This window comes from Serratia plymuthica NBRC 102599 (assembly GCF_001590925.1).
GTDB lineage: Bacteria > Pseudomonadota > Gammaproteobacteria > Enterobacterales > Enterobacteriaceae > Serratia > Serratia plymuthica.
On sequence record NZ_BCTU01000014.1, the window covers coordinates 1 to 22,720 of the forward strand.

The window sequence follows — 22,720 nt, forward strand, 5'->3', positions numbered from 1 at the left end:
CGCTGCGTTCAATATCATGATGATTTAAGGGTTCAACTTCGGCGTCCGGGGTATTTTCCTTGCCGTAGAACGCATGGAATGAACCGTATTTTGCCCGCACGTAGTCAACTGTGATTTCAAAAGGCCGCAAAATCTCATCCAGTGAATACTTATATTTGCCCTCCTGCGAGTAACCCTTAGCGCTGATCCCCGCCGTGACGGCCAGTGCCACCTTGCGATCTTTCATCTTATAACCGCTGCTTGAACCATAGGCCCAGCCATAGGTCAGTACATCATCCAGCCATTTCTTCAGGAGCGGCGGCGAACTGAACCAGAATACCGGAAACTGCAGAACGATTTTTTCATGTTGCTCAATCAGTTGCTGCTCTTTTTCGACATCGAACTGCCAGTCTGGATAGACTTTATACAACTCATGAATGGTATAAAGATCGGGATATTTCCTCAGCTCGGTCAGCCAGGCTTTATTTATCATCGAGTTTTCAATATCAGGATGCGCGACTACCACCAGCGTTTTCATTCAGACTTCCCCTTTCAATGAGTTCACCGGGGCATCATATGCTATGCTTTATTAATGTAAAATACGCACACTGACTACATATACTAACCTTTAGGAAAGTATCAAATGAACGTTGAAGATATCTGCAGCCCAACGGGCATCGACCTCGAACAGACCGGATATGGCTATACGCTGTCGGTGATCAGCGGGAAATACAAAATGATTATTATGTACTGGTTGGCGCAATATAAACCGGTATTACGCTTCAACGAATTGCAGCGCTGCATCGGCACCATTTCTTATAAAACGCTAAGCTCGACGTTAAAAGAGCTGGAAAGAGACGGCATCGTCATCAGAAAGGAATATCCGCAGATCCCGCCCAAGGTCGAATACAGCCTCTCGGAACGAGGCCGCACGTTGATCCCGGTCATCGATATGATGTGTGCCTGGGGGGAAACTCACCGCGCTCAAGCGCTCAGCCCTGCGGGCGAATAAATAATTGTTCGCCCCCCTACTTTCCAGAGCCGCCTGCGAGGATCAGATCCCGCAGGCGGCTTTCCACATAACCTGTGGCTTATGTGCACCAATGTAGCGGAGAGCTAAAGCTAGTCAGTTCTGCCAGTTAATCATCTCGTCAAGGCCGGACAACAATGCAGGAAAGTAGCTCTGGTCAAGGTAGAATGTATCAGTGACTTTGACGCTGTCTGCATTATCTTCAGGCTTCATCATGATATTTACTTCCGCAGCATCATGATGGCCAACCTGCCTGATCTGTAAACTAAAATGACGTTCTAAACTGTCAAAGAAAATATCAGAATGCGGATTTTGTTCAATTAGACTCTCATAGAGAGATTGAAGCTCGTCCTTTAAATTAATGAGTTCAGAAACTGTAAATGCAGTGCTATACTGTATCGTTAATACAGGAAGTTTGTATTCCACAAACGTTTTTATCCAGTCATCTGATAGATCTTCTTCTGTATATTCTCTTTCATAAGACGACAACCGAAACTCCAATGTCCCAACGTTTATATCAATCATAATCACCTCTAAAAATACTGAAAATGACTGATTGTCCAGTCTTTTTCACGGACAAGGACTTCAAGAGTATATTTTTTATAATAATATGTTCCTTTTGCCTGCTTGTTTTCAACAAGCTTATACATTTCAGTTTCATAGCGAAAATACCCTACTTTTTTATGCGGGTCTGGCATTCTGCGTCCATAGCGAATCGCTTTTTCCTGAAGCTGCAAAGGCAAATAGCGCCCGGGGTTATACATATGTTTCGCAGAGGTTTCTGTCATTTTAAGATTCCGGGCTGACAGACCCATTTTTAACCGACCACGTAAGAAACTGACTGTACTCTGACTGAGTTTTACGGTGACAGTTGTTCTGGCCCCGCTTTGCAACAATGCCCTGCCAGCTACGAAGATACGAAAAATACCGGCTGCCAGTAATACAATATCGGTTGGATCAATCAGCGGTGATTCTAGCGGAGCTTCTTCCAGGCTGACAAAAGTGCCATCAGTATCATAAATTCGCCACAGACCGGGAGCCTGTGAAACGGAATAACCAATGCACATCCCGCTTTCGTCATCAGTTATTGGTTTGGCATTATGGGGTAAAAGTCGGGGACGGATTTCAAAAAACTCACCCGGTGGCAACCGGGACTGAAAGGTATAATAACGACCGAGTTCTTCTCTGACTGCAAGTCCTGTTGCCATAATATGATCCCTTTTGATCTATCAGAAGGGATCATATAACACTTTTTTCAGTACTACTCCATCTTGGCTGGTGGGTGAGAACGGGCGACTGGGAACCAAACCCAAACCGGTGGAAGATGTTGCTGACCTGTCATGGGACTCATCGCGTTGTAGCGCTTAGCCCTGCGGACGAATAAATAATTGTTCGGTCATCGGTTGGCCCCACTGTTCACCCTGCTGCTCTTCTACAAGGACAAAGCCGACGCTTTCATACAGATGCCGGGCCGCATCCAGCCCTTTGAACGTCCACAGGTGCGTTTCACGGAATCCGCGTTCGTCGCAAAAGGCCACCGCCCGGTTCAGCAATTTCCGGCCCACGCCGCTGCCGCGCAGGCTGTCATCGATGATAAAGGCACGCAGATGGGCGCGATTATCGCCCAGTGACTCGCCGTCGATGGAAACCGAACCGACAATACGGCCGTCGCTGAGCGCAGACCAGGTCTCGTTCAGCGGATGAGACAGGCGCCCGGCGAGATCGGCCAGCGCCGCCCCTACTGTAGATTCAAAAAATGCGCCGAACCCAACCGTCCGCGAATAATACTGCATATGCATTTCCAGCGTTCTGGCGACAAAACCGGGCCGGTAACCACTGGTAATCTCTACCTCAGGTACCGGCAACGCCCCGTCACCGACCCGGTGCGCGCGCAATGCGGCAGCATAGGTTTGCAGACCGGCGGCAATGCCGGCACCGGCCGCCGCCGGCAGAGTGCCCAGCGCATTCAGCACCTGCCGTTCGGCAAAGCGATTAATCCCCGCCAAGGTTTGCCGCCCTTGTTCCGTCAGCCGCAGAATTTTCTCCCGCGCGTCGCGCTCGCTGGGTTGCGTAACCAGTTCCCCCGCCTTGATTAACTTGTTCAGCATGCGGCTGACGCTGGATTTTTCCAGATTGAGCACCGTACACAGCTGCGCGGCGGTATCAACCTGCCGATCGCCGATTTCGATCAACGCATGCACGGCGGAAGGCGGCAAATCTGTCCCCGCCAGAGTGCTGCCCATAAAACCCAGCTCGCGCACCAGATGGCGTGACGCATCCCTGATAGGCTGCAAATAAAGACGGCTCTCGGCGGTGGGCATCATAATGGTCGCTCCAATAAAGTTGCATAATACAACTATATCAGAGAAAGCCACAAATTCAAGAGTACGAATCAAAACCCCTGCTCTGGCCGTTGCAGGCGGCGTCCGCTTCCTATCACTCCCGCCGCCAGCATCAGTAAAACTGCGCCGCCGACCAACGGTGCGGCCACGCCGATGGCATCCAGCAAATGCCCGCCGACAGCCCCGCCCAGCATGATGGCTAACTGAATGGATGCCACCATCAGGCCACCGCCGCTCTCCGGTTCGTCATTAATCTCTCTGGCAAGCCAGGTAGACCAGCACACCGGAATGGCCGCGTTCAGCATGCCCCATCCGACCATCATCAGCGCAACACCAGCAAATACATGGCCCGCGCCGACCATGCCGAGGGTCACCACCGCCAGGCCGACCGGCAACCAAACCAGCAGCCGATACAGGTGATTGCGCTGCAGCATGGCGCTGGCGAAATGCGTGCCTGCGAAACCTGCAGCCCCCAGGCCCAACAACAGCAAGGAGAGTTTGTTTGAGTCAACACCGGTCGTGCCTTCCAGAAAAGGACGGAAATAGGTAAATGCGGCAAAGGCACCGGCAAAGGTCAGCATGACCGCGAGCATACCTATGGCGACATAGCGGCGTTTGAGCAAACCGAACAGGCGTGTGAGCGGAATGCTGGCCTGTGGCGGCATCGACGGCAGGCTTTTCGCCTGCCAGACGAGGTTAATCAAAACCAGGGGAACCAGGCCCGCAAACACCCAACGCCATCCGAAGTGCCCCCCCATATAAGCGCCAATCGGTGCTGCAAATGCGGTGGCGACCGCATTACCCATGTAAATGGCGCCGAGCGCGTTGGGGACCCGGTGCGCAGGAACCAGGCGGATCACCGTGGCGGTAGCCAGCGACCAGAAACCGCCCACGGCCAAACCCAACAGTGCGCGGGCGACCATTAACAAGGAAAAGCTGGGTGCCAGAGCGATCAAAATCAGTGACAACAGCATAAGCACCGTCATGCTCATCAGTACATAGCGGCGATCAAAGCGGCCTGCTATCGGGCCGATAAACAAGCTGGCCAACACGGCGAACAAACCTGAGATGGAAATTGCCTGCCCGGCCATGCCCTGCGTAGCATGCAGATCGCCGGCGATAGGCGTCAGCAGGCTGACAGGCATAAACTCTGAGGCGATCAGTAGCGCAACGCACAGCGCCATGGAGCCGACGGCACTCGCCAGAGAACCTCCTGACGAGGATCGGGTTGAGGTGGTCATGGGTTACTCCGAAACAAAATAAGGTGTTGTGAAGACCGCGCCAATGCGCGGCCTTAGATTGCGGAGACGAAACGCTTACTTCAGATTGCTATGGAAGAAGGAAGCCAGCTTGGCAAAAGGGATCAGGTCGGTACGGTCGTACAGATCCACATGGCCGGCACCCGGCACTATGACCAGTTCTTTCGGTTGACCGGCCAGTTTATAGGCCTCTTCGCTGAACTCACGCGAGTGGGCTTCAGAACCCGTGATGAACAGCATCGGACGAGGAGAGATCGTCTCAATGTCGTTGAACGGATAGAAGTTCAGGAACTTGACGATACTGGTCAGCGTCGGATGGGTAGTCAGCGTCGGTGACGAACCTTTAGGGGTGAATTCGCCGCGCGGCGTGCGGTAGTAGTCATAGAACTCACGTTGAATAGCCGGCGTGTCCGCTGTCAATTCATGCACAGTACCACTGACGTATTCGGTTTTTCCGCCCGCGAACTCCACATCACGCTGTTCGGATGCGGCGGCGATCATCTGCTTTCTCTGCTCCAGCGTTTGCGAATGTTTCAGTCCATTGCGCACTGCCGCACCCATATCATACATACTGACCGTCGCAACGGCTTTGATGCGCGAGTCGATTTTCGCGGCGCTGATGACGAAGCTGCCGCTTCCGCAAATGCCCAGCACGCCAATCTGCTCTTTATCAACCCAAGGTTGGGTTCTCAGGTAGTCAACCGCTGCGCTGAATGCTTCCGCGTAAAGGTCTGGCGCAACGACGTTACGGGGTTGCCCCTCACTCTCACCCCAGAAAGACTGATCGATAGCGAGGGTGACAAAACCTTGCTCAGCGAGCTTCTGCGCATAAAGGTTCGAACTCTGCTCTTTCACCGCCCCCATCGGGTGACCAATGACTATCGCGGGATAGTCGGTGCCCTGCTTCCGATTCTTGGGCATATAAAGGTTCCCTACAATCTTCATTTTGAATTGATTGTTAAAGGTGACCTTTTGCGTCGTTACCTTATCGCTCCGGTAAAAGTTATTTGCGCCGTTAGACATATCGGCTGCCATAGAGGTGAATGAACTGACCAGCAGGGCCAGGGATAACGCTATTTTCTTCATCGGATTACTCTCGGTTGAAATAGTGAAGTTAATTTCTTCGGTATTGGTATAAGTAAATCGGGGAATCAAAAATCAAACCTGAACGCGGGTCATTTATGTAAACGACTCATTTCAAGTTGATGTAAAGGGCCTGTCGACGCAGTCAATATAGCAACAATGATTAGAACAATTAATGCCAAAAATCTTTACGCTTTTGTGAGAGAAATTCATCAATGGTTTTCCCTCAGCCTGCATTTGGGTAAGATGATATGCACTCAGGCACCCGCCCAATCAACACCTGAACCCAGCCCCAGAGGAGAAGCAAAATGGATGATCTTAAAGCCTTTCTGTGCATTGCCAGATTGCAGAGCTTTACCAAAGCGGCGGCGGAGATTGGCGTCACCCCTTCAGCTCTGAGCCACACGATCAAAACGCTGGAGGAAAAACTGGGGTATCGGTTGCTGACCCGAACCACCCGCAGCGTGGCCCCCACCGAAGAAGGCGAAATGCTTATGCGTAGCCTGGGGCCCTTATTCGAGCAGATAAACGATGAGCTGGAAAAGTTGGGGGCGATGAGGGACACACCGAGTGGGACGATTCGCTTGACCGGTGCCGATGATTCCGTTCAGTACCTGATTCGGCCGGTGTTGGCGGATTTTCTAAAAAAATATCCTGAGATTAATATTGAAATCGGTATCGATTACGGCTTTACCAATATCGTCCAGGAGCGCTTTGATGCGGGTATACGCTTGGGCGAGTCTATTGACAAGGACATGGTGGCGGTAAGGATCAGCCGGGACTGGCGATTGTGCGTGGTGGCGACGCCCGCTTATTTCCAGCAATATTCCGCCCCGCAAACCCCTAACGATCTTATCCGGCATAACTGCATTAATATCCGTCATTCAATCACCAGCGGCGTTTATGCCTGGGAATTTGAAAAAGGCAAACGTCAGTTCAGCGTAAAAGTTAAGGGGCAATTCACGGCAAACAGCACTCTGCATCAGTTAGACGCCGTGCTGGCGGGCATCGGCATTGCTTACCTACCCGATTACCTGGTCGCCCCTTATCTCCAGAGTGGGCAACTGACAGAAATCCTCGCTGAATGGTGCCCGTATTTTCAGGGGTATCACCTTTATTATCCTCATCGCCGCCACGGTTCGCCGGCCTTTATGGCCCTGGTTGATATCCTGAAGGAAAATTACCGCAAGACTCTTTAGCCACACCGGGGTTTAGGCGGCGCCCTCGCCTTTTTTTAGTTCTTTCAGGTATTTGTAGACCGTCGCGCGCCCAAGGGATAACACGTTGGCGATATAATCGGCGGCGCTTTTGGCCTTGAATGCGCCTTCATTGTAGAGATCGATCACCAATCGCTTTTTTTGCTCACGGCTTAATGATGACAGCGAGGTGTTCTGAAGGCGGATCCACTCATGCAGGAAGGTATTAATCTTCTCTTGCCAGTCATCCTTGAACAGCTGCTGCGGCTGTGGCTGCAGACGAGTCACCGACAAGAACATGTCCAGCGCGTTTCTGGCGTCCTCAAAGATGCTGGTGCTCAGGTTAACGCACAGCAGATAGCTCGGATTGCCCTGTTCATCGCGGGCGGGAATGCTCACCGAGCGCATTTTTTTGCCATCCCAGTTGAGCTTCTCGTAAGGGCCGGTGACCGGCGCGCCGCTGTTGATATCAAAATCGTCCAGGCCGGCATCGTCACCCGGTTTGCGTTTCGACAGATTATTGGCGAGGTAGGCGACTTTGTTGGTCGACAGATCGTGTATCACCACTTCCACATTAGGGAAAAACAGGGCTGCGATACCGTCGGCGACCGACTGCAATAATTCAAGTTGAGGCGTGGGTTTCAGCACCGGGCTGTTTCTCCGTAACGATAAGCATGATGATAATGGCCGATTCTCATCATCTGGACAGCCGCTTAGCATACCTTACTTGCCGTGTAATGCCGAGCCCGCCCTCCCTTGGTTCACCGCTGCGGTGATGGAACATGTTGAGCCTGAGGCGGCAACATGCCACCAGCCATTTTGTTAACGGAAAGTGAATATCGCAACAGGCCATAAAACGACGGAGCGGATTGTGCTGTAGCCCACATTTTGCGTGAACAGTCCGTTAACGGCGTAAGATTTTCGATATATCAGCCTGTTGCCGCGATTTTCGTTTAATAAAAATACGATGCCCGGCCGTTTTCGCATGAATTCCACACCGCCGTCAGGAAACGGCATTGTCAACATGGTGGTTAAATAAAATGAAACTTTTTGATCACATTCAAGCTTCTGACAAATAGGTAAAGGCAAAAATTATGCGTTTTTTGTGCATAAAGTATGAATAGCTCGCCCAACCTCCCGACAAAAGTAATTAACTATTCATTTTTACCCGTCAAAACCCATTGGCAACCGGCCTGCAGCCCGATCAGGGGGGGCTAACAACCGGCAGGTTTAATGGTAAATTTAGCGTCGCAAAAGTGTTATGCACTTAGTAATCCACGGTTAAACAAAATAAATACCTATATAAAAAAAGGTTGGTTATGGAAAAGCTATCCTACGCTTCAGAAAGCAGCACAACGGCCTGGGCCACCTACTTGCAACAAATCGACCGCGTTGCACCTTACCTCGGTGACCTGTCTCGTTGGGTTGATACCCTCCGTCATCCCAAGCGTGCGCTGATTGTCGACATCCCCTTGCAGATGGACGACGGTTCTATCCGCCACTTCGAAGGTTTCCGCGTTCAGCACAACCTGTCGCGCGGTCCGGGTAAAGGCGGCATCCGTTACCATCCGGATGTTGATCTCGATGAAGTCATGGCGTTGTCAGCATGGATGACCATCAAATGTGCGGCGGTCAACCTGCCTTACGGCGGTGCCAAAGGCGGTATCCGCGTCGATCCTTTCAAACTGTCTGAAGGCGAGCTGGAGCGACTGACCCGCCGCTACACCAGCGAAATCGGTTTTATCATCGGGCCGCAGAAAGATATTCCTGCGCCGGACGTCGGCACCAACTCGAAAGTCATGGCCTGGATGATGGATACCTACTCCATGAACCACGGCACCACTATCACCGGCGTGGTTACCGGCAAACCTATTCACCTCGGCGGTTCTCTGGGCCGTGAAAAAGCCACCGGTCGCGGCGTGTTCGTCACCGGCAGCGAAGTGGCCAAACGTCTTGGCGTTGAAATTGAAGGCGCTAAAGTCGCGGTACAGGGTTTTGGTAACGTAGGCAGCGAAGCCGCTCGTCTGTTCGTTGGCGTCGGTGCCCGCGTAGTGGTGATTCAGGACCACTCGGCCACCCTGTTCAACCCGGACGGCATCGATCTGGCCGCGCTGACCGAATGGCAGACCAAGAACAAGCAGATCGCGGGCTTCCCTGGCGCCAAAGAGATTGAAAGCGAAGCCTTCTGGTCGGTTGACATGGATATCCTGATCCCAGCGGCGCTGGAAGGCCAGATCACCCGCCAGCGCGCAGAAATCCTGAGCGCCAAGCTGGTACTGGAAGGCGCTAACGGCCCAACCTATCCAGACGCGGACGACGTGCTGCGTTCACGCAACATTACCGTAGTGCCTGACGTTATCTGTAACGCCGGCGGCGTGACCGTCAGTTACTTCGAATGGGTGCAGGATATGGCCAGCTACTTCTGGAGCGAGAGCGAAATCAACGAGCGTATGGACAAGATCATGACCGACGCTATGGTTCACGTCTGGAACAAGGCCGAAGAGAAAGCGTGCAGCCTGCGCACAGCGGCTTATATCGTCGCCTGTGAGCGTATCCTGACCGCACGTAAAGAGCGTGGCATTTACCCAGGTTAATACGTTGTACTGCCCGGCCTGCTTTGCGGGCCGGGATATTTCCCTTCCCCCTCTGCCTTAAACCTTTCCAGTGCCGATCTTCGCTTCGGGCGAACAGCGTTTCTTCGTCACAGATTCATTCGCGCCCTGCACACGCCACCGACGACGCCAGCGCAACCGGGCAAAGCCGATTGCGCTGCGCCAGTTCGGTTCAATGTGAGGATTCGTTGATGCCACCGGCGATCACCGACATGCCGCCGTACCCGACCATCAGCGCATATTGAATCACGCTTTCAATCAGTTTGGCCCGAGGATCCTTGGTCACGGCGATAGGAAACTCGAGTATGCCGCCGAAATTAAAGGCAAAGTTTGCGATAGACTCCGGGATCAATGATTGATAGCTGGTATTCCATTTGTCATGGTTTTCAACAATATTCATGATAACCGGCACGTTCCAGACCAGATTGATCACCGACTCCACACCGGCAGATATCGTAGTGGCCAGATGCCCCGTTGGCAACGTCGCAAGCGGGATATTAACGAACCCTTTGACAATACTTATCCCGGTCAGCGTATTGTTCATTTGCTGCCACCAGGTGGCGGTCTGCGCATTGATCAACGTCGCCAGATTGGGGGAAACATAAGACACATTGGCAATCGCACCCACCAGAGCCAACGTTTTTGGCCAACTCCCCGCGAAACTGCCATCGCCTTCCTCAGCCACGCGTTGCAGTGAAAGGACCACCACCAGCCCTACGCTGCCTGCTAATGCAAAGAACGCGGAGACCAGCCCAAACACTTTCAGACGCGCACCATCCAGGACCGGCGTTTCACCAGCGCGATATCGGTTGGCACCTGGCAGCGAAGAGGACGCCAGCGTGAAGAACTGTTGGCGAACCTGATCAAAATCTTCGGCCTCCAGTAATCCTTGAGTGAATGCATCCCCTTGCGGAAAGGGAGTGGCGCCAAGGGTGATTTTACAAACCAGGGTGGCCGGGATGGCGGCGATAAAACAGAACAGATCGAGGAAGGAAAGTTCGTCGCCGGTCAATTCTTTGTATAGCCAGGAAATCACGGGGATATCAAGAGGCTCGTTTAGTAAGCTCAGAAAACCCTCGGCCAGTTGAACAAACACATCGATAGCAGCAAGCAGAATGTTCTCCGTGGTTTGCAGTAGGGTATCAACAATAATCGCGGTGAATTTCTGAATGATCTGAGTCACCGACAACGTATCGAACTGGCCGATAATATCCGTTTGGATCGCGTTATAGGCCCCCACTAACGTAGCCTCTTCGCTATCCAGCAAGTTAAGCAGGTCCTGAAAAATCGCCTGATCCACCGAAGGGGGGCTGAATGTCGAACTCGCACTCGACATATTGCCTTGATAATGGTGTATACCGAGCTGAGCCGGCGCGCTGTTTTGCCCATTCAACGGCGGATTTAAGGCACTGGTGCCGGCCGGCGTTTGGTCAAACCCCGGAATGTCCGCCCATCTATTGATATCATTTTGCAACGCGAGAAAAACCGCAGACACTTCCGTCTTGAGGCCACTCAAGCTATTCACGCTCTGCTTCACCCATTGGGTAAACACGTTTTTCATCACGCGATGGGTGACAAGGATATCTTTGAATTCGAACAGGAACTCCAGGAACTGGATCAAATCCGTAATCGCCGTTTTGATGGCGTTAAAGACCCAAACCGCAGCCTCAACCACTTTTTCAGCGGCGTCCAGTACCGCCGCGTAGACCTTCCCGGCAATCCTGGCAATGAAGTTCCACGTTTTGCTTGCGGCATCCTCAATGATTTGAATAACGGCTTCCACACCCGACGCCAACCAACTGAAAAGGTCACCGATGTCGACCCACAGGGCATCTATCCCATCAACGCTCAATGCGGACGACGATGCGGGCGACATTTGCACCAATGCCGTTTTCTGCAAGGCGGCAGCGCCCAATGTGCCGTAAACCTCGCCTAACTGACTATTTGATGTAGCAACGCTTTGCAGCTCCGCATTGGAGACACCGGAGCCGATCAAGGGGCTGGACGAGCCGTCAGCATGGGTAATGGTGGCCTGCTTCAGGCTGTCGACGCTATTAAGTTGCGCAATTTTCCGCATCGGTTTGTCCATCGGGTCCACCAACGTGGCTGGCCCATTGGCGGGCAATACGCTCAATCGGGTCCCGGTCAGGCCGTTTATCCATTCGATTACGGTTATGCTGCCAAACTCATCGGTATTTATCTGAATGCCGGCGGCATCAACAATATAATACAAATGATTGATATAGACGCCGACTCTGGATCCGGCGCTGATGGATACCCTTTCCCCTGCCAGCGGTTGGTTATTCTCATCGCTGACCTGGATCCGGGTGGTATAGGAACTGTATTTTTGGGTATCTTTACTATCCGGCGAAGGCAGCGTAATACTCTGTGACGTCCACAGCGTATTGTCGGTCGATTTCACCCATTTATTCAACAGATTGCCCGCTACCGTGAAGAAGGTGTTGCCGTCGTCCACCCGGTTCAGATAAGGCGAGAACTGATCGACCGCCGTGACGATTGGCAATGGATAGCTCCATGCTGAAGGCGATGCCAGCTCTTGACCCAATGGGCATCGGAGGTAAAAAATCTCGTCGTTGCCATTCAATCCCCAGACAACGGACATATTGTTGGATTGCGCAGCGTACATTTTTCTCACGCCGTTAAATAGACTGCTTTGCGCCAGTAAAACGCCAATGGCGCCATCCGTCTGATTATCACTCGCAAAGCAGTAAAGCCCACCGTTGCTGCAAACATACAGATCGCTGGACATATTGGGTTTACGGCAGGAGGCAATGCTGTCGGCAATCAGGTTGCCGGGGAGCAATAAACGGGCCGAAAGCGCCGGTATAGCGGGGTTGAACACATTGTACAGCGGCTGGAAAATCAACTGCGGGTTGCCGTCGACCTGTCCGGCAGTATACAGCCCATCGATTGTCGGCTGGTGAGGGCTACCGGACAAATACTGGCGCCCCAAACAGCTACTGTAGCTGCCGGCCTCCAAATCTATCGACACATCGTGCGGCATCCAGGCGGGCGTACCCAGGGTGTTGATGTAATAGCGGGAAATCAGATGTTCAGCGCTGCTGGGATCCCTCAATATATCGACAACGATATATTGTTTGTTGTTAAGGGTCTCGCTCAGATAAACGCCGGCAATGGTGATGTTCTTTGTCGGGTTATCGAACGGATACTGAACCCACACCGGTTTTTTTAACCAATCGGTATCGGCATTGGAATTGCCCAGGTTCAGAAACAAATGATCGTTTACGCCGTCATTAAGCACCATCGCCAGGCCAACAGTGCCATCAACCATGCTTTGCCCTGCATCAAACATTTTACAAACAACGTTACTCTGCCCGGGAAAACTCTGCGCAATCTGCCCGGCGCTGATATTGTGTTTTTCCCAACCGGTATCATGTTTTATCGACTCTTCGGTGGCGTAAAACGCGCCGTCCGAACCCACTGAAAACAACAGCGAGTTGCCACTGCGGGTTTGGAGAGCTTCAAACTGCTTCTCCGGCGACATCAGTAACGTCTGTTTGTAATTTTTCATCAACTCTACCGAGACTTCTACTTTTGGCGTAGTCATATTATTTACCTTCTTAGAATTTAGCCGGCTTAATCGACTTGGCTGTCAGTCCGGGTTGAACATAAGAAATATGTGAAACCAGGTCCTGATTGTTAGAGAAAACTACGTCTTTGAAGGTAAATGTTTTGCCTCCAGGGAAAACGAAACGTTGGGCGACGTTTAACGGCATACTGTGAAACCCCGTCTGAGAAAAATCGCTGGCCCAGTCGGCAATATCGCCCACCAGATCATTAAGGCCGGTAAAGATTTCAATAAACCAGTTGGTGCTCGGCGTAGCATCGGAATTATCAACAGGTACTGAAATCAGACTGGCGGATAAATGCCCTTCCTGGTCGATAGCCAATGTATAGGTGTCTGTAATGGTCTTGTTTATTGCGTTCCAGCTCTCCGAGGATTGCAGGGATCGAATATAGACCGAAACGACAAATTTTTGCTCGACGACAATGGTATTGCCGGTAAAGGTAACGGTAGCATTGTACGTCGTACCCAATTTCATCTCGCCCATGTCGCCGCCAAGCCCTGCATCATCATTGTCTGAGGAGCTGTAGGAATAGGTTAAAATAGTATTCCCTGTTGCCGGAATATTCACGGTCGGCGTTTGATAAGGCGTCATTGACCAACTGTAATTGATCGTCGTATCAAGAAAGCCGGAAAGCCAAACTCTCACCCAGGCTTTATAACAGTTTGCTGATACGTAATTGGATAGCTGACTTTTAAAATAATCAGCGAAGGTATTTCTGTTTATTGCAATAACGCCGTCAAAACTGGACTCTTCAGCAGGTTCGATCCAGTTCCAGGAGAAAGGCACCGCAGGTGGAAGGCTGTTACCATTGACTTCACACAGATAATTAAGCGTATTTAAATCATTAGTGCTGGTACTGATCGGTGTATAGGGGCTGACCTCAAGTTCCATTTTAGTCAACTTGAGGGTCGACGGATTGTTGTCGGGCGTGTTCTGTACGATAGAGTAATTCAACACGGGTTGGGCATTGGCTTTCATTGCCGTGAAATAGGCGCCTAAAAACACTTCGGACAATACCGTGTAGGCCGGTGTGCCTGGTGTAACGCCACTGATGGTTGGCGTTGACTCCAGCGCTGCGTTATCTAAATCAAAAAACAGTTGCTGTACGCTGAAAGCATCCGGCCCCAGATTGTTAAGCTGTTCCTGAACGTCCGGCGGCAGATCGGCATTATCCGTAATTTGTTTTAATGAAACGATGGAGGTAAAAAGCCAGGGCGAATCGGTAGGCTGTGTGGCGCTGAAAAAACTGGTCAGGCCATGTCGGCCAAAGTTGCAGGTCACGACCGTAAACTGCGCGCAAATCAGAGTGAAAATGACTGACTGGCTGGTGGGTTGCAACGTAACGATATCGGGAATGGCATTAGGCTCTATGTCGGCAGGGATACCTATAGCCGCCTCGAAGGCAAAATAGAAATTGCTGTTATTAATATTTTCTATTTCAGGTGTCATGGGGTCGCCCTGATTCCAACTTGGCACGGTTAGCGGATCGGTCCCCTGCGTTTGCTGCAAGAGTTCATCTCGGGATATCGCTACCGGTTGGCCTTGATCATCTTGATTCCAATACATCCTTACCGTGGGAAAAACGGAATTATATAAATACTCTTTCATCGTTCCGTTAATACTGGCCTGAGAAGTGGCCACGACGAAGTCATAACCATAGTGAGAGTCTGATAAATTAGATTGATTTGCACTCATGATAAACGCCTCCTCGTTGCCTACCGAGTAGGCAACGATATCGTTAAGTTATATTTAGCTGCGCAATAAAACTCCTGAGTTTAAAATTATCTAAAAAATACCCAAAGCCGTGTTAAATACCTGCAAGCTCGAATAAACGAGCCAATATCATTGCTGATATTTAGCATGGATCTTCCTGGTGGTATCATACCCAGATAAATTGACAATACTTATCTACGGAGTGATCTATGAACCCGTTACAGATCGATAAATATGACTTGGCATACTTATACCCGCTAATACATGCACGTAATATACATTGTTAGCAGGTTAATAATAATGTATTGCAATGGCTGGGCGTTGTTTTTACACGGACGTTCCGCGAAAAATTAACACGCCACAAACCTATTCCCAGCAGAAACTTTAATATAGGATACCAGTAGGCATATGCAAGCAACCTGACGGATATAAATATCCTGCATTAAGAATAACCATACTAACAATATGATTATGCTGTTAGATTTAATTTATTTATCTTATTGAAAAAAATATTTCATCAAAAATGCCTTAATCAATACCCGTAAAGTTGCTTTCAGGCTGCGAGTAAAATATTGCCTGTCACTACGGGGCGTTCTCCAGGCGTATCGACAGGGTATCGAAGAAAAGACAAGCCGCTGTCTTGATTCTGGTTCGCGCACCCTGCCCGCATAAGCTATATGTTAGGGATCCTTTCCCCTCCGGAGAATTTCCTCATGAGCAAGAAAAAGATCCTGATGCTGGTCGGCGACTATGCCGAAGATTACGAAACCATGGTGCCGTTTCAGGCATTGCAAATGATTGGTCACCAGGTGGATGCCGTCTGCCCCGATAAGGTCAAAGGCGACTACATCATGACGGCTATCCATGATTTTGACGGTGCGCAGACCTACAGTGAAAAACCCGGCCACCGCTTTATCCTGAATGCCGATTTTGCCGCCGCACGGGAGGAGGATTATGACGCCCTGCTGATCCCCGGCGGCAGAGCGCCCGAGTACCTGCGCCTCAACCCGCAGGTGATCAAGTTGGTGCAGGCGTTTGACGCTGCACGCAAACCGATAGCCGCCGTCTGCCACGGCCCGCAACTGCTGGCCGCCGCCAATGTGTTGAAAGGCCGCACCTGCAGCGCCTACCCGGCCTGCGCTCCTGAAGTGCAGTTAGCCGGCGGGCATTATGCGGATATCGGTATCGATCAGGCCCACGTCGACGGCAATCTGGTGACCGCCCCAGCCTGGCCGGCACATCCGCAGTGGCTGGCGAAATTTGCCGAGGTGTTGGAACAATAAACCCGGCGCAAAAAAGGCCCGCAATCGGACATGCGGGCCAACAGCACAGCACAAGGCATCTATTCTGATGCTGCCTCTATCATAAGAAATTCTCTTTTCCGCCGGCGTTAATTTAGCGTCTGGGAACAGAAAATAATGCGTTATGTTATCCGTACCGGTTTCGCATCATTTTAATTGTTCAATCAGAAAATGGATATCATAAAGCCAGCGCTTGGCCCGGGCGGATCGTACCAGCATGTAAACATACAGCGGCCGGATCCTGTCCATTTCCAGATCCCAGTCATTCACGCGGCGAGGCGACGCGGAGAATAATATCCCCGACTTTGCTTCTTGCCGAAAATACAGATCGTGATTGTAACTGCTGTTGTCTATGTTGAAGGTGTCGAAGTAGCCGCGCATCAGCGTCTCAGCCATCGGTAAGGTCAGGTTAAGCTCTTTGTTTATCTCGGTATTCAGAGTGACGGCAATGCCCTTTTTAAGAAATCCAGGCGTGTTATATCTGTCGATAACGGAAATCACTTGTTGCTGAATATCACTGTCCATTTCAACCTCAATATATTTGGCCGCGGGAAAGAAGCGATATTTCTCTGACCTTTCTTATTGTATCGAGTTCTGCGGGTCGGGGTTATTTTCCTTTTCTTTACATTTCTCTCACCGGATAAATATAAAAAACGCAGGGTGATAACACCACCCTGCGTAATCGGTTTATTGATTGCGAATAAAGTTAACGGGTCAGGGTCGCGCTATTGGCGACCACGCTATCCCCCTGCTTCTCCGCCGTAATGCCGCCCCCCAGTACCTTATACAGCGTAATCAGGTTCTGGTACTCGGTTTGCTGCGCGCTGATCAACGATTGGCGAGCGGTGTACAGCGTCCGCTGCGCGTCCAGCATGTTCAGGTAGGTATCCACGCCGTGCCGATAACGCAGTTCAGCCAGGCGGTAATATTCCCGCGAGGCTGCCACGTAGCCGGTTTGCGCCGCCAGTTGCTCCCCAATGGTGCCTTTGCGCGCCAGCGCATCGGCCGTTTCCTGGAACGCCGTCTGCACCGCTTTCTCATAAGTGGCGACGTACAGATCCTTTTGTGCCTTGGTGTAGTTGAGCTGCGAGGTGTTATAGCCGCCGGTGAAAATCGGCAGACTGATGCTTGGCGCAAAGGACCAGACGCCGGCGCCCTTGCTGAACAGGGACGACAGCTCCCCGCTGCCCACGCCGCCGCTGGCGGTCAGGCTGATCGACGGGAAGAACGCCGCGCGCGCGGAACCGATGCTGGCATTGGCCGACTTCAGATTATGCTCGGCTTCCAGGACGTCCGGCCGGTTCAGCAGCACCTGCGACGACACATTGGCCGGCATGTCTTTCATGATGCCGGACAGCGCCTCGATCCCGTTCGGCAACAGGCTTTCGGGCACGCTTTGCCCCACCACCAGATCCAGCGCGTTTTTCGCCTGCGCGGCGCTGGTGGTATAGCTGGCGACGTCTGAACGCGCCTGCTGATAAACCGTGTCCGCCGAAGCCACATCCACCATAGACAAAATGCCGTTTTGCTGGTTTTTACGCGTCACTTCCAGCGACAGCCTGGCGCTTTCCATCGTGTCTTTGGCAGCCGTCAACAGGCTGCGTTCCGCCGCCACGTTCACCCAGTCGGTGACGATATCGGCGATCAGCGTCAGGCGCGTACTTTTTGCTGCCTCGGACTCCGCCAAATAGGTCTCGAATTTTGCGCGCGACAGGCTGCGGTTTTTACCGAACAGATCCAACTCAAACGAACTGGTGCTGGCGCTGGCTTCGTAGCTCTGGCTGATGGCGGTCGCATTGCCGTTGCCGGTCAAAGAGCGTGAACGCGTGCCGTCCACCCCGGCGTTGATGGTTGGGAGCAGTTCAGAGCGTTGTTCGCCGTATAACGCTCGCGCCGACTCAATGTTGGCGATCGCTTCACGCAGATCACGGCTGCTGCTCAGCCCCATCGCCACCACCTGCCGCAGCTGGGCATCCACCACATAATCGCGCCACGGGATATCCGGATAGCTCAGCGAAAGCTTACCGCTTGGCGTGGCATAGGCGGCACCTTGCGGCAGGTTTGCCGGTACCGGCGCCTGCGGCCGCTGGTAGTCCGGATCCAGTGAAATACAGCCTGCCAGTAACAGGGGGAATGTCAGAGTTATCAAACGTTGCAGCACATTATTCTCCTGCCTGTGGCGTGGTGCTTTCTACCTGTTTGGCGACGACCGGTTTACGTGCAAATACCCGGCGTACCAAAACGTAGAACAAAGGAACAAAGAAGATCGCCAATAGCGTCGCGGTAAGGGTACCGCCGATAATCCCGGTGCCAATGGCTATGCGGCTGTTGGCGCCGGCACCGGTGGAGATTGCCAGCGGCAATACCCCGGCGGTAAACGCCAGCGACGTCATCAGAATGGGCCGCAAGCGCATACGGGATGCTTCGACCGCCGAGGCGATCAGCGTTTCTCCGTGCTGGTACTTCTCTTCGGCAAACTCCACGATCAGAATGGCGTTCTTGGCCGACAGGCCAATAATGGTCAACAGCGCCACCTGGAAGTAGATATCGTTTTCCAGACCGCGCAGCGTGACCGCCAACAGCGAACCTACCACGCCCATCGGCACCACCATCATGACCGCGAACGGGATCGACCAGCTCTCGTACAACGCCGCCAGGCACAGGAACACCACCAAGAGCGCGATGGCATACAAGGATCCCGCCTGGCCGCTGGTCAGGCGCTCCTGATAAGAAAGCCCGCTCCAGGAGTAGCTGCTGCCCGCGGAGAACTTCGCCGCCAGTTTTTCCATTTCATCCATCGCGGTGCCGGAGCTGGTGCCCGGAGCGCCTTCGCCGGTGATTTCGAACGACGAAAGCCCGTTATAACGCGACAGGTTTTCCGGCCCGTAGATCCAGCGCGATGAGGCAAAGGCCGAGAACGGCGTCATGCTGGTCGTGGTCGTGCCTGAACTGGTGCTGGTTGAGCTGCCGCGCACAAACCACTTATCCAGATCCTCCGGTTTTGAACGGAACTCCACATCCCCCTGCATATAGACTTTCTTCACCCGGTTGCGGTCGATAAAGTCGTTAACATAGGTGCTGCCGAAAGAACTGGTGAGGGTGCTGCTGACGTCGCTGGCGCTCAGGCCCAACGCTTGCAACTTGTCATTATCGATATCCACCTGCAGCTGCGGGGTATCCGGCAAGGTGTTGGCGCGCACGGCGATCAGGCCCGGATTTTTGCCGGCGGCGGCAATAATCTGGTCACGCATCGCCTGCAACTCCGCACGGGTCGTTGCGCCTTTGGCCTGCAACTCGAAGGTGAACCCGTTGGACTGGCCAAAACCGTCGATCGACGGCGGGCTCATCGAAAACACCTGAGCATCGCGAATGCTGGCGAAGTGCCCCATGGCGCGTTTGGCAATCGCGTCGGCGGTGTTCTCGCTGCCGCTGCGCAGGCTCCAGTCCTTGAGGCTGACGAAGGCCATGCCGGCGTTCTGGCCGCTGCCGCTAAAACCAAAGCCGTTGATGGTAAAAATGCTGTTGACGTTGGCCTTCTCATTGTTGAGGAAGTAATCCTTCACCTCGTCGCTGACCACCGAGGTACGAGCGTCGGTAGCGCCTGCCGGCAGCGTATACTGCACCATCACCATCCCCTGATCTTCGTTAGGCAGGAAGCCGGTCGGCAGGCGCATATACATGACGGCGGCCGCGATCAGCAACAGGCCGTACATCAGCAGGTAACGCATGGGACGGTGGATCACCCTGCCGACCTTGTCGGCATACTTCGCCTGCAGCCGGTCATAACCCCGGTTGAATTTACCCAGCAGGCCTTTGTCGGTCAGTTCCTCATGCGCGGGTTTCAGCAACGTGGCGCACAGCGCCGGTGCCAGCGTCAGCGCCAGGAGCACCGAAAGCGCCATGGAAGAGACGATAGTGACGGAGAATTGGCGATAGATAACCCCGGTGGACCCGCCGAAGAATGCCATCGGCAGGAACACCGCAGACAGCACCATCGCAATGCCCACCAACGCGCCGGTGATCTCTTTCATCGACTTTTCCGTCGCTTCGCGCGGCGGCAGTTTTTCTTCGCGCATCACGCGCTCGACGTTCTCCACCACCACGATGGCGTCATCCACCAACAGCCCGATGGCCAGTACCATGCCAAACAGCGTCAGGGTGTTGATCGAATAGCCGAACACCGCCAGCACGCCAAAGGTGCCGAGCAGCACCACCGGCACGGTAATGGTCGGGATCAGCGTCGTACGCAGGTTCTGCAGGAAGATGAACATCACGATCACCACCAGCACCACCGCTTCGAACAGCGTCTTCACCACTTCTTCAATCGAGATATTGATAAAGTCGGTGCTGTCTTTCGGGTATGCGACCTTGTAGCCGTCAGGCATGGATGACTGGTATTCCGCCACCTTGGCCTTGACCAGCTTGGCGGTGTTGAGCGCATTGGCTCCTGCGGCCAGCTTGACCGCGATACCCGCCGCCGGGTGACCGTTCAGGCGTGCGCTGGAAGAGTAATCCTCGTTGCCCAGTTCAACCCGCGCCACATCGCCCAGGCGAACCAGGGCCCCGCTGCTGTCGCTTTTCAGGATGATATTGCGAAATTGCTCCGGCGTTTGCAGCCGGGATTGCGCCTTGACCGTGGCGGTCAGTTGCTGATCGGCGCCGGCCGGCAGATCGCCGACCTTACCCGCAGAAACCTGGGTGTTTTGCGCCTCAATCGCCGTCTCCACATCGGACGGCATCAGCGAATAAGACGCCAGCTTGGTCGGGTTCAGCCAAATGCGCATGGCGTATTCCGAGCCGAAAACCTGCACATCGCCCACGCCGTTAATGCGCGACAACGGGTCTTGCAGGTTACTGACCAGATAGTCGGCGATGTCTGCCATCGTCGCTTTATCGGTCTCATCGTACAGACCGACGATCAGCAAAAAGCTGCTCTGCGATTTCTTGACCGTTACCCCTTGTGAGGTGACCTCGGACGGCAAGCGGCTTTCCGCCTGTTGCACCTTGTTTTGCACCTGTACCTGGGCGATGTCCGGATCGGTACCCTGATCGAAGGTGACGTTGATGCTCACCGAACCGTCGGAACTGCTGGACGACGAGAAATACAGCAGGCCGTCCAGGCCGGTGAGCTGCTGCTCAATGACCTGCGTCACGCTGTTTTCCAGGGTTTCCGCATCAGCGCCCGGATAGGTAGCCGAAATGGCGATCTGCGGTGGGGAAACGTCCGGGTATTGCGAAATGGGCAACGAGTTGATCGACATCAGGCCACACAGCATGATGATGATCGCGATCACCCAGGCAAACACCGGCCGCCGAATAAAGAACTGCGCCATAATTACTGCTCCCCACCGTTAGCCGTGCCGGTCGCCGTCTGCTTTTGCACTTCAACCGCTTTAACCTCGACGCCGGCGGCCACCTTATTGGTGCCTTCGACGATCAGGCGATCGCCGTCGTTCAGCCCTTTACTGACCAACCAGTTGCTGCCGATCACCCGTTCGGTGGTGACCGTGCGCTGCTCAACCTTGTTTTGCGCATTCACCACCAACGCAGTGGCCTCACCTTTGGCATTGCGGGTGATGCCCTGCTGCGGCGCCAGAATGCCTTTCGGATCGACGCCATTATCTACCCTGGCGCGAACGTACATGCCCGGCAGCAATTCATGCTCCGGGTTAGGGAATACGGCGCGTAGCGTAACGGAGCCGGTAGACTCATCCACCGACACTTCCGTCAGTTCCAGTTTGCCGTCATGCGCATAAGGCGTGCCGTCTTCAAGCTTGATGGCGACCGGTGTGACATCGTCACGTTTTAAGGACGCCTGCAGTTTGCGCAACCTGAGCAATTGGCTGCTGGACTGCGTGAGATCGACATAGATGGGGTCCAGCGCGCGGATAGTGGCCAGCGCATCGGTCTGGCTGGCGGTAACCAGCGCACCCGGCGTCACCGAGGAAATACCGATACGGCCGGAAATAGGCGCACGCACCTGGGTATAAGCGAGATTGATTTTGGTGGTTTCCAGCGCCGCCTGATACTGGTCGACAGCGGCGACCGCCTCCAGATAGGTCGCCATCGCATCGTCCGCATCCTGTTTGGAGACGCCATTCTCTTTCACCAGCGCGGCGTAACGTTGCGCCTTCAGGCGGCTGGATTTCACCGTCGCCTGCGCACTTTTCAACTGTGCGGCAGCCTGGTTATAACTGGCCTGATAGGTGGCGGGATCGATTTGATACAGTACCTGGCCGGCTTTTACCTCGGCCCCTTCGGTAAACAAGCGCTGTTTGATAATGCCGTCAACCTGCGGACGAACGTCCGAGGTCATGGTGGCGTTCACCCTGCCGCTCAAATCGCTGCTCAGCGTGACCGGTTGGCCGTGCAGCGTCGCGACCCCCACCTCCGGCGTGCCGCCCGCTCCCATCGGGGCTCCGCCGGGTTTGCCATCACAGGCGGTCAGCAATAACGCCAGGCCGACAAGAAAAATCTTTTTGCTCTGCATCGAGTATCTATCCTATTGAGAACGTTTATTCTCAATATATAGATTCTGATCTTTTTAGTCTGACAGGGTTACGTAAGGATTCGGTAAAAGTCCTTCGCAAAGCA

The 22,720-nt window shown here is 53.2% G+C and carries 17 protein-coding genes; 4 read left to right on the forward strand and 13 right to left on the reverse strand.

Annotated features, from left to right (window positions below; genetic code table 11):
• Window positions 1–517 (reverse strand): NAD(P)H-dependent oxidoreductase (locus SPL01S_RS10410; RefSeq protein WP_063199445.1); only part of this gene is annotated, 517 nt, incomplete at its 3' end.
• 105 nt (window positions 518–622) lie between these two features.
• On the opposite strand from SPL01S_RS10410, the gene SPL01S_RS10415 reads away from it, so the two are divergent.
• The gene (locus tag SPL01S_RS10415; RefSeq protein ID WP_063199448.1) at window positions 623–991 is read left to right on the forward strand and encodes a winged helix-turn-helix transcriptional regulator; all 369 of its coding nucleotides are present in this window, start codon (window positions 623–625) and stop codon (window positions 989–991) included.
• A 114-nt stretch (window positions 992–1,105) separates the two neighbouring features.
• On the opposite strand, the gene SPL01S_RS10420 is transcribed toward SPL01S_RS10415, so the two are convergent.
• From SPL01S_RS10420 to SPL01S_RS10440, 5 genes are all read right to left on the reverse strand, one after another.
• Entirely contained in the window at window positions 1,106–1,534 is a 429-nt protein-coding gene (locus tag SPL01S_RS10420) for a WapI family immunity protein (RefSeq protein ID WP_063199451.1), read from the reverse strand.
• Window positions 1,535–1,542: 8 nt separating this feature from the next.
• Window positions 1,543–2,217, reverse strand: coding sequence for a hypothetical protein (locus SPL01S_RS10425; protein ID WP_232246004.1), 675 nt, complete (start codon window positions 2,215–2,217; stop codon window positions 1,543–1,545).
• Window positions 2,218–2,373: 156 nt separating this feature from the next.
• Window positions 2,374–3,330 (reverse strand): bifunctional helix-turn-helix transcriptional regulator/GNAT family N-acetyltransferase, encoded by a 957-nt coding sequence (locus SPL01S_RS10430; protein WP_063199778.1) that lies wholly within the window; start codon window positions 3,328–3,330, stop codon window positions 2,374–2,376.
• Window positions 3,331–3,401: 71 nt separating this feature from the next.
• Window positions 3,402–4,592, reverse strand: a complete 1,191-nt coding sequence (locus SPL01S_RS10435; protein WP_081113152.1) for an MFS transporter — start codon at window positions 4,590–4,592, stop codon at window positions 3,402–3,404.
• A 75-nt stretch (window positions 4,593–4,667) separates the two neighbouring features.
• Entirely contained in the window at window positions 4,668–5,696 is a 1,029-nt protein-coding gene (locus tag SPL01S_RS10440) for an alpha/beta hydrolase (RefSeq protein WP_063199457.1), read from the reverse strand.
• Window positions 5,697–6,001: 305 nt separating this feature from the next.
• Here SPL01S_RS10440 and SPL01S_RS10445 point away from each other — a divergent pair, with 305 nt between their 5' ends.
• The gene (locus SPL01S_RS10445; protein WP_063199460.1) at window positions 6,002–6,892 is read left to right on the forward strand and encodes a LysR family transcriptional regulator; all 891 of its coding nucleotides are present in this window, start codon (window positions 6,002–6,004) and stop codon (window positions 6,890–6,892) included.
• A gap of 12 nt (window positions 6,893–6,904) precedes the next feature.
• On the opposite strand, the gene SPL01S_RS10450 is transcribed toward SPL01S_RS10445, so the two are convergent.
• Window positions 6,905–7,537: a helix-turn-helix transcriptional regulator gene (locus SPL01S_RS10450; RefSeq protein ID WP_063199463.1), complete on the reverse strand. Its 633-nt coding sequence runs from the start codon at window positions 7,535–7,537 to the stop codon at window positions 6,905–6,907.
• A 671-nt stretch (window positions 7,538–8,208) separates the two neighbouring features.
• On the opposite strand from SPL01S_RS10450, the gene SPL01S_RS10455 reads away from it, so the two are divergent.
• Complete coding sequence (locus tag SPL01S_RS10455) at window positions 8,209–9,483, forward strand: Glu/Leu/Phe/Val family dehydrogenase (RefSeq protein ID WP_013812961.1); 1,275 nt, start codon at window positions 8,209–8,211, stop codon at window positions 9,481–9,483.
• A gap of 190 nt (window positions 9,484–9,673) precedes the next feature.
• Here the strand turns inward: SPL01S_RS10455 and SPL01S_RS10460 are convergent, their stop codons facing one another.
• Together SPL01S_RS10460 and SPL01S_RS10465 are read right to left on the reverse strand one after the other, a co-directional pair.
• Window positions 9,674–13,090, reverse strand: a complete 3,417-nt coding sequence (locus SPL01S_RS10460) for a hypothetical protein (RefSeq protein WP_063199466.1) — start codon at window positions 13,088–13,090, stop codon at window positions 9,674–9,676.
• A 13-nt stretch (window positions 13,091–13,103) separates the two neighbouring features.
• Window positions 13,104–14,807, reverse strand: coding sequence for a hypothetical protein (locus tag SPL01S_RS10465; RefSeq protein ID WP_063199469.1), 1,704 nt, complete (start codon window positions 14,805–14,807; stop codon window positions 13,104–13,106).
• Window positions 14,808–15,538: 731 nt separating this feature from the next.
• Between SPL01S_RS10465 and SPL01S_RS10470 the strand changes: the two genes are divergently transcribed.
• A complete protein-coding gene (locus tag SPL01S_RS10470; RefSeq protein WP_004944657.1) occupies window positions 15,539–16,108 on the forward strand; it encodes a DJ-1/PfpI family protein in 570 nt (189 codons plus the stop codon).
• Window positions 16,109–16,273: 165 nt separating this feature from the next.
• Here SPL01S_RS10470 and SPL01S_RS10475 read toward each other — a convergent pair whose 3' ends face one another.
• From SPL01S_RS10475 to SPL01S_RS10490, 4 genes are all read right to left on the reverse strand, one after another.
• On the reverse strand, window positions 16,274–16,651 hold the full coding sequence (locus tag SPL01S_RS10475) for a DUF1493 family protein (protein WP_004944660.1): 378 nt from the start codon (window positions 16,649–16,651) through the stop codon (window positions 16,274–16,276).
• 181 nt (window positions 16,652–16,832) lie between these two features.
• Window positions 16,833–18,287, reverse strand: a complete 1,455-nt coding sequence (locus SPL01S_RS10480) for an efflux transporter outer membrane subunit (RefSeq protein ID WP_063199472.1) — start codon at window positions 18,285–18,287, stop codon at window positions 16,833–16,835.
• Between the two features lies 1 nt (window position 18,288).
• Window positions 18,289–21,459, reverse strand: a complete 3,171-nt coding sequence (locus tag SPL01S_RS10485) for an efflux RND transporter permease subunit (RefSeq protein WP_063199475.1) — start codon at window positions 21,457–21,459, stop codon at window positions 18,289–18,291.
• Window positions 21,460–21,461: 2 nt separating this feature from the next.
• The gene (locus SPL01S_RS10490) at window positions 21,462–22,616 is read right to left on the reverse strand and encodes an efflux RND transporter periplasmic adaptor subunit (protein ID WP_063199478.1); all 1,155 of its coding nucleotides are present in this window, start codon (window positions 22,614–22,616) and stop codon (window positions 21,462–21,464) included.
• Window positions 22,617–22,720: the final 104 nt, after the last annotated feature.

What these genes read in the sequence shown, in the direction of transcription:
- SPL01S_RS10425 (WP_232246004.1), bottom strand. Translation starts at nt 2,217, where the DNA reads ATGGCAACAGGACTTGCAGTCAGAGAAGAACTCGGTCGTTATTATACC.
- SPL01S_RS10420 (WP_063199451.1), bottom strand. Translation starts at nt 1,534, where the DNA reads ATGATTGATATAAACGTTGGGACATTGGAGTTTCGGTTGTCGTCTTAT.
- SPL01S_RS10460 (WP_063199466.1), bottom strand. Translation starts at nt 13,090, where the DNA reads ATGACTACGCCAAAAGTAGAAGTCTCGGTAGAGTTGATGAAAAATTAC.
- SPL01S_RS10415 (WP_063199448.1), top strand. Translation starts at nt 623, where the DNA reads ATGAACGTTGAAGATATCTGCAGCCCAACGGGCATCGACCTCGAACAG.
- SPL01S_RS10435 (WP_081113152.1), bottom strand. Translation starts at nt 4,592, where the DNA reads ATGACCACCTCAACCCGATCCTCGTCAGGAGGTTCTCTGGCGAGTGCC.
- SPL01S_RS10475 (WP_004944660.1), bottom strand. Translation starts at nt 16,651, where the DNA reads ATGGACAGTGATATTCAGCAACAAGTGATTTCCGTTATCGACAGATAT.
- SPL01S_RS10445 (WP_063199460.1), top strand. Translation starts at nt 6,002, where the DNA reads ATGGATGATCTTAAAGCCTTTCTGTGCATTGCCAGATTGCAGAGCTTT.
- SPL01S_RS10485 (WP_063199475.1), bottom strand. Translation starts at nt 21,459, where the DNA reads ATGGCGCAGTTCTTTATTCGGCGGCCGGTGTTTGCCTGGGTGATCGCG.
- SPL01S_RS10455 (WP_013812961.1), top strand. Translation starts at nt 8,209, where the DNA reads ATGGAAAAGCTATCCTACGCTTCAGAAAGCAGCACAACGGCCTGGGCC.
- SPL01S_RS10490 (WP_063199478.1), bottom strand. Translation starts at nt 22,616, where the DNA reads ATGCAGAGCAAAAAGATTTTTCTTGTCGGCCTGGCGTTATTGCTGACC.
- SPL01S_RS10465 (WP_063199469.1), bottom strand. Translation starts at nt 14,807, where the DNA reads ATGAGTGCAAATCAATCTAATTTATCAGACTCTCACTATGGTTATGAC.
- SPL01S_RS10430 (WP_063199778.1), bottom strand. Translation starts at nt 3,330, where the DNA reads ATGCCCACCGCCGAGAGCCGTCTTTATTTGCAGCCTATCAGGGATGCG.
- SPL01S_RS10470 (WP_004944657.1), top strand. Translation starts at nt 15,539, where the DNA reads ATGAGCAAGAAAAAGATCCTGATGCTGGTCGGCGACTATGCCGAAGAT.
- SPL01S_RS10440 (WP_063199457.1), bottom strand. Translation starts at nt 5,696, where the DNA reads ATGAAGAAAATAGCGTTATCCCTGGCCCTGCTGGTCAGTTCATTCACC.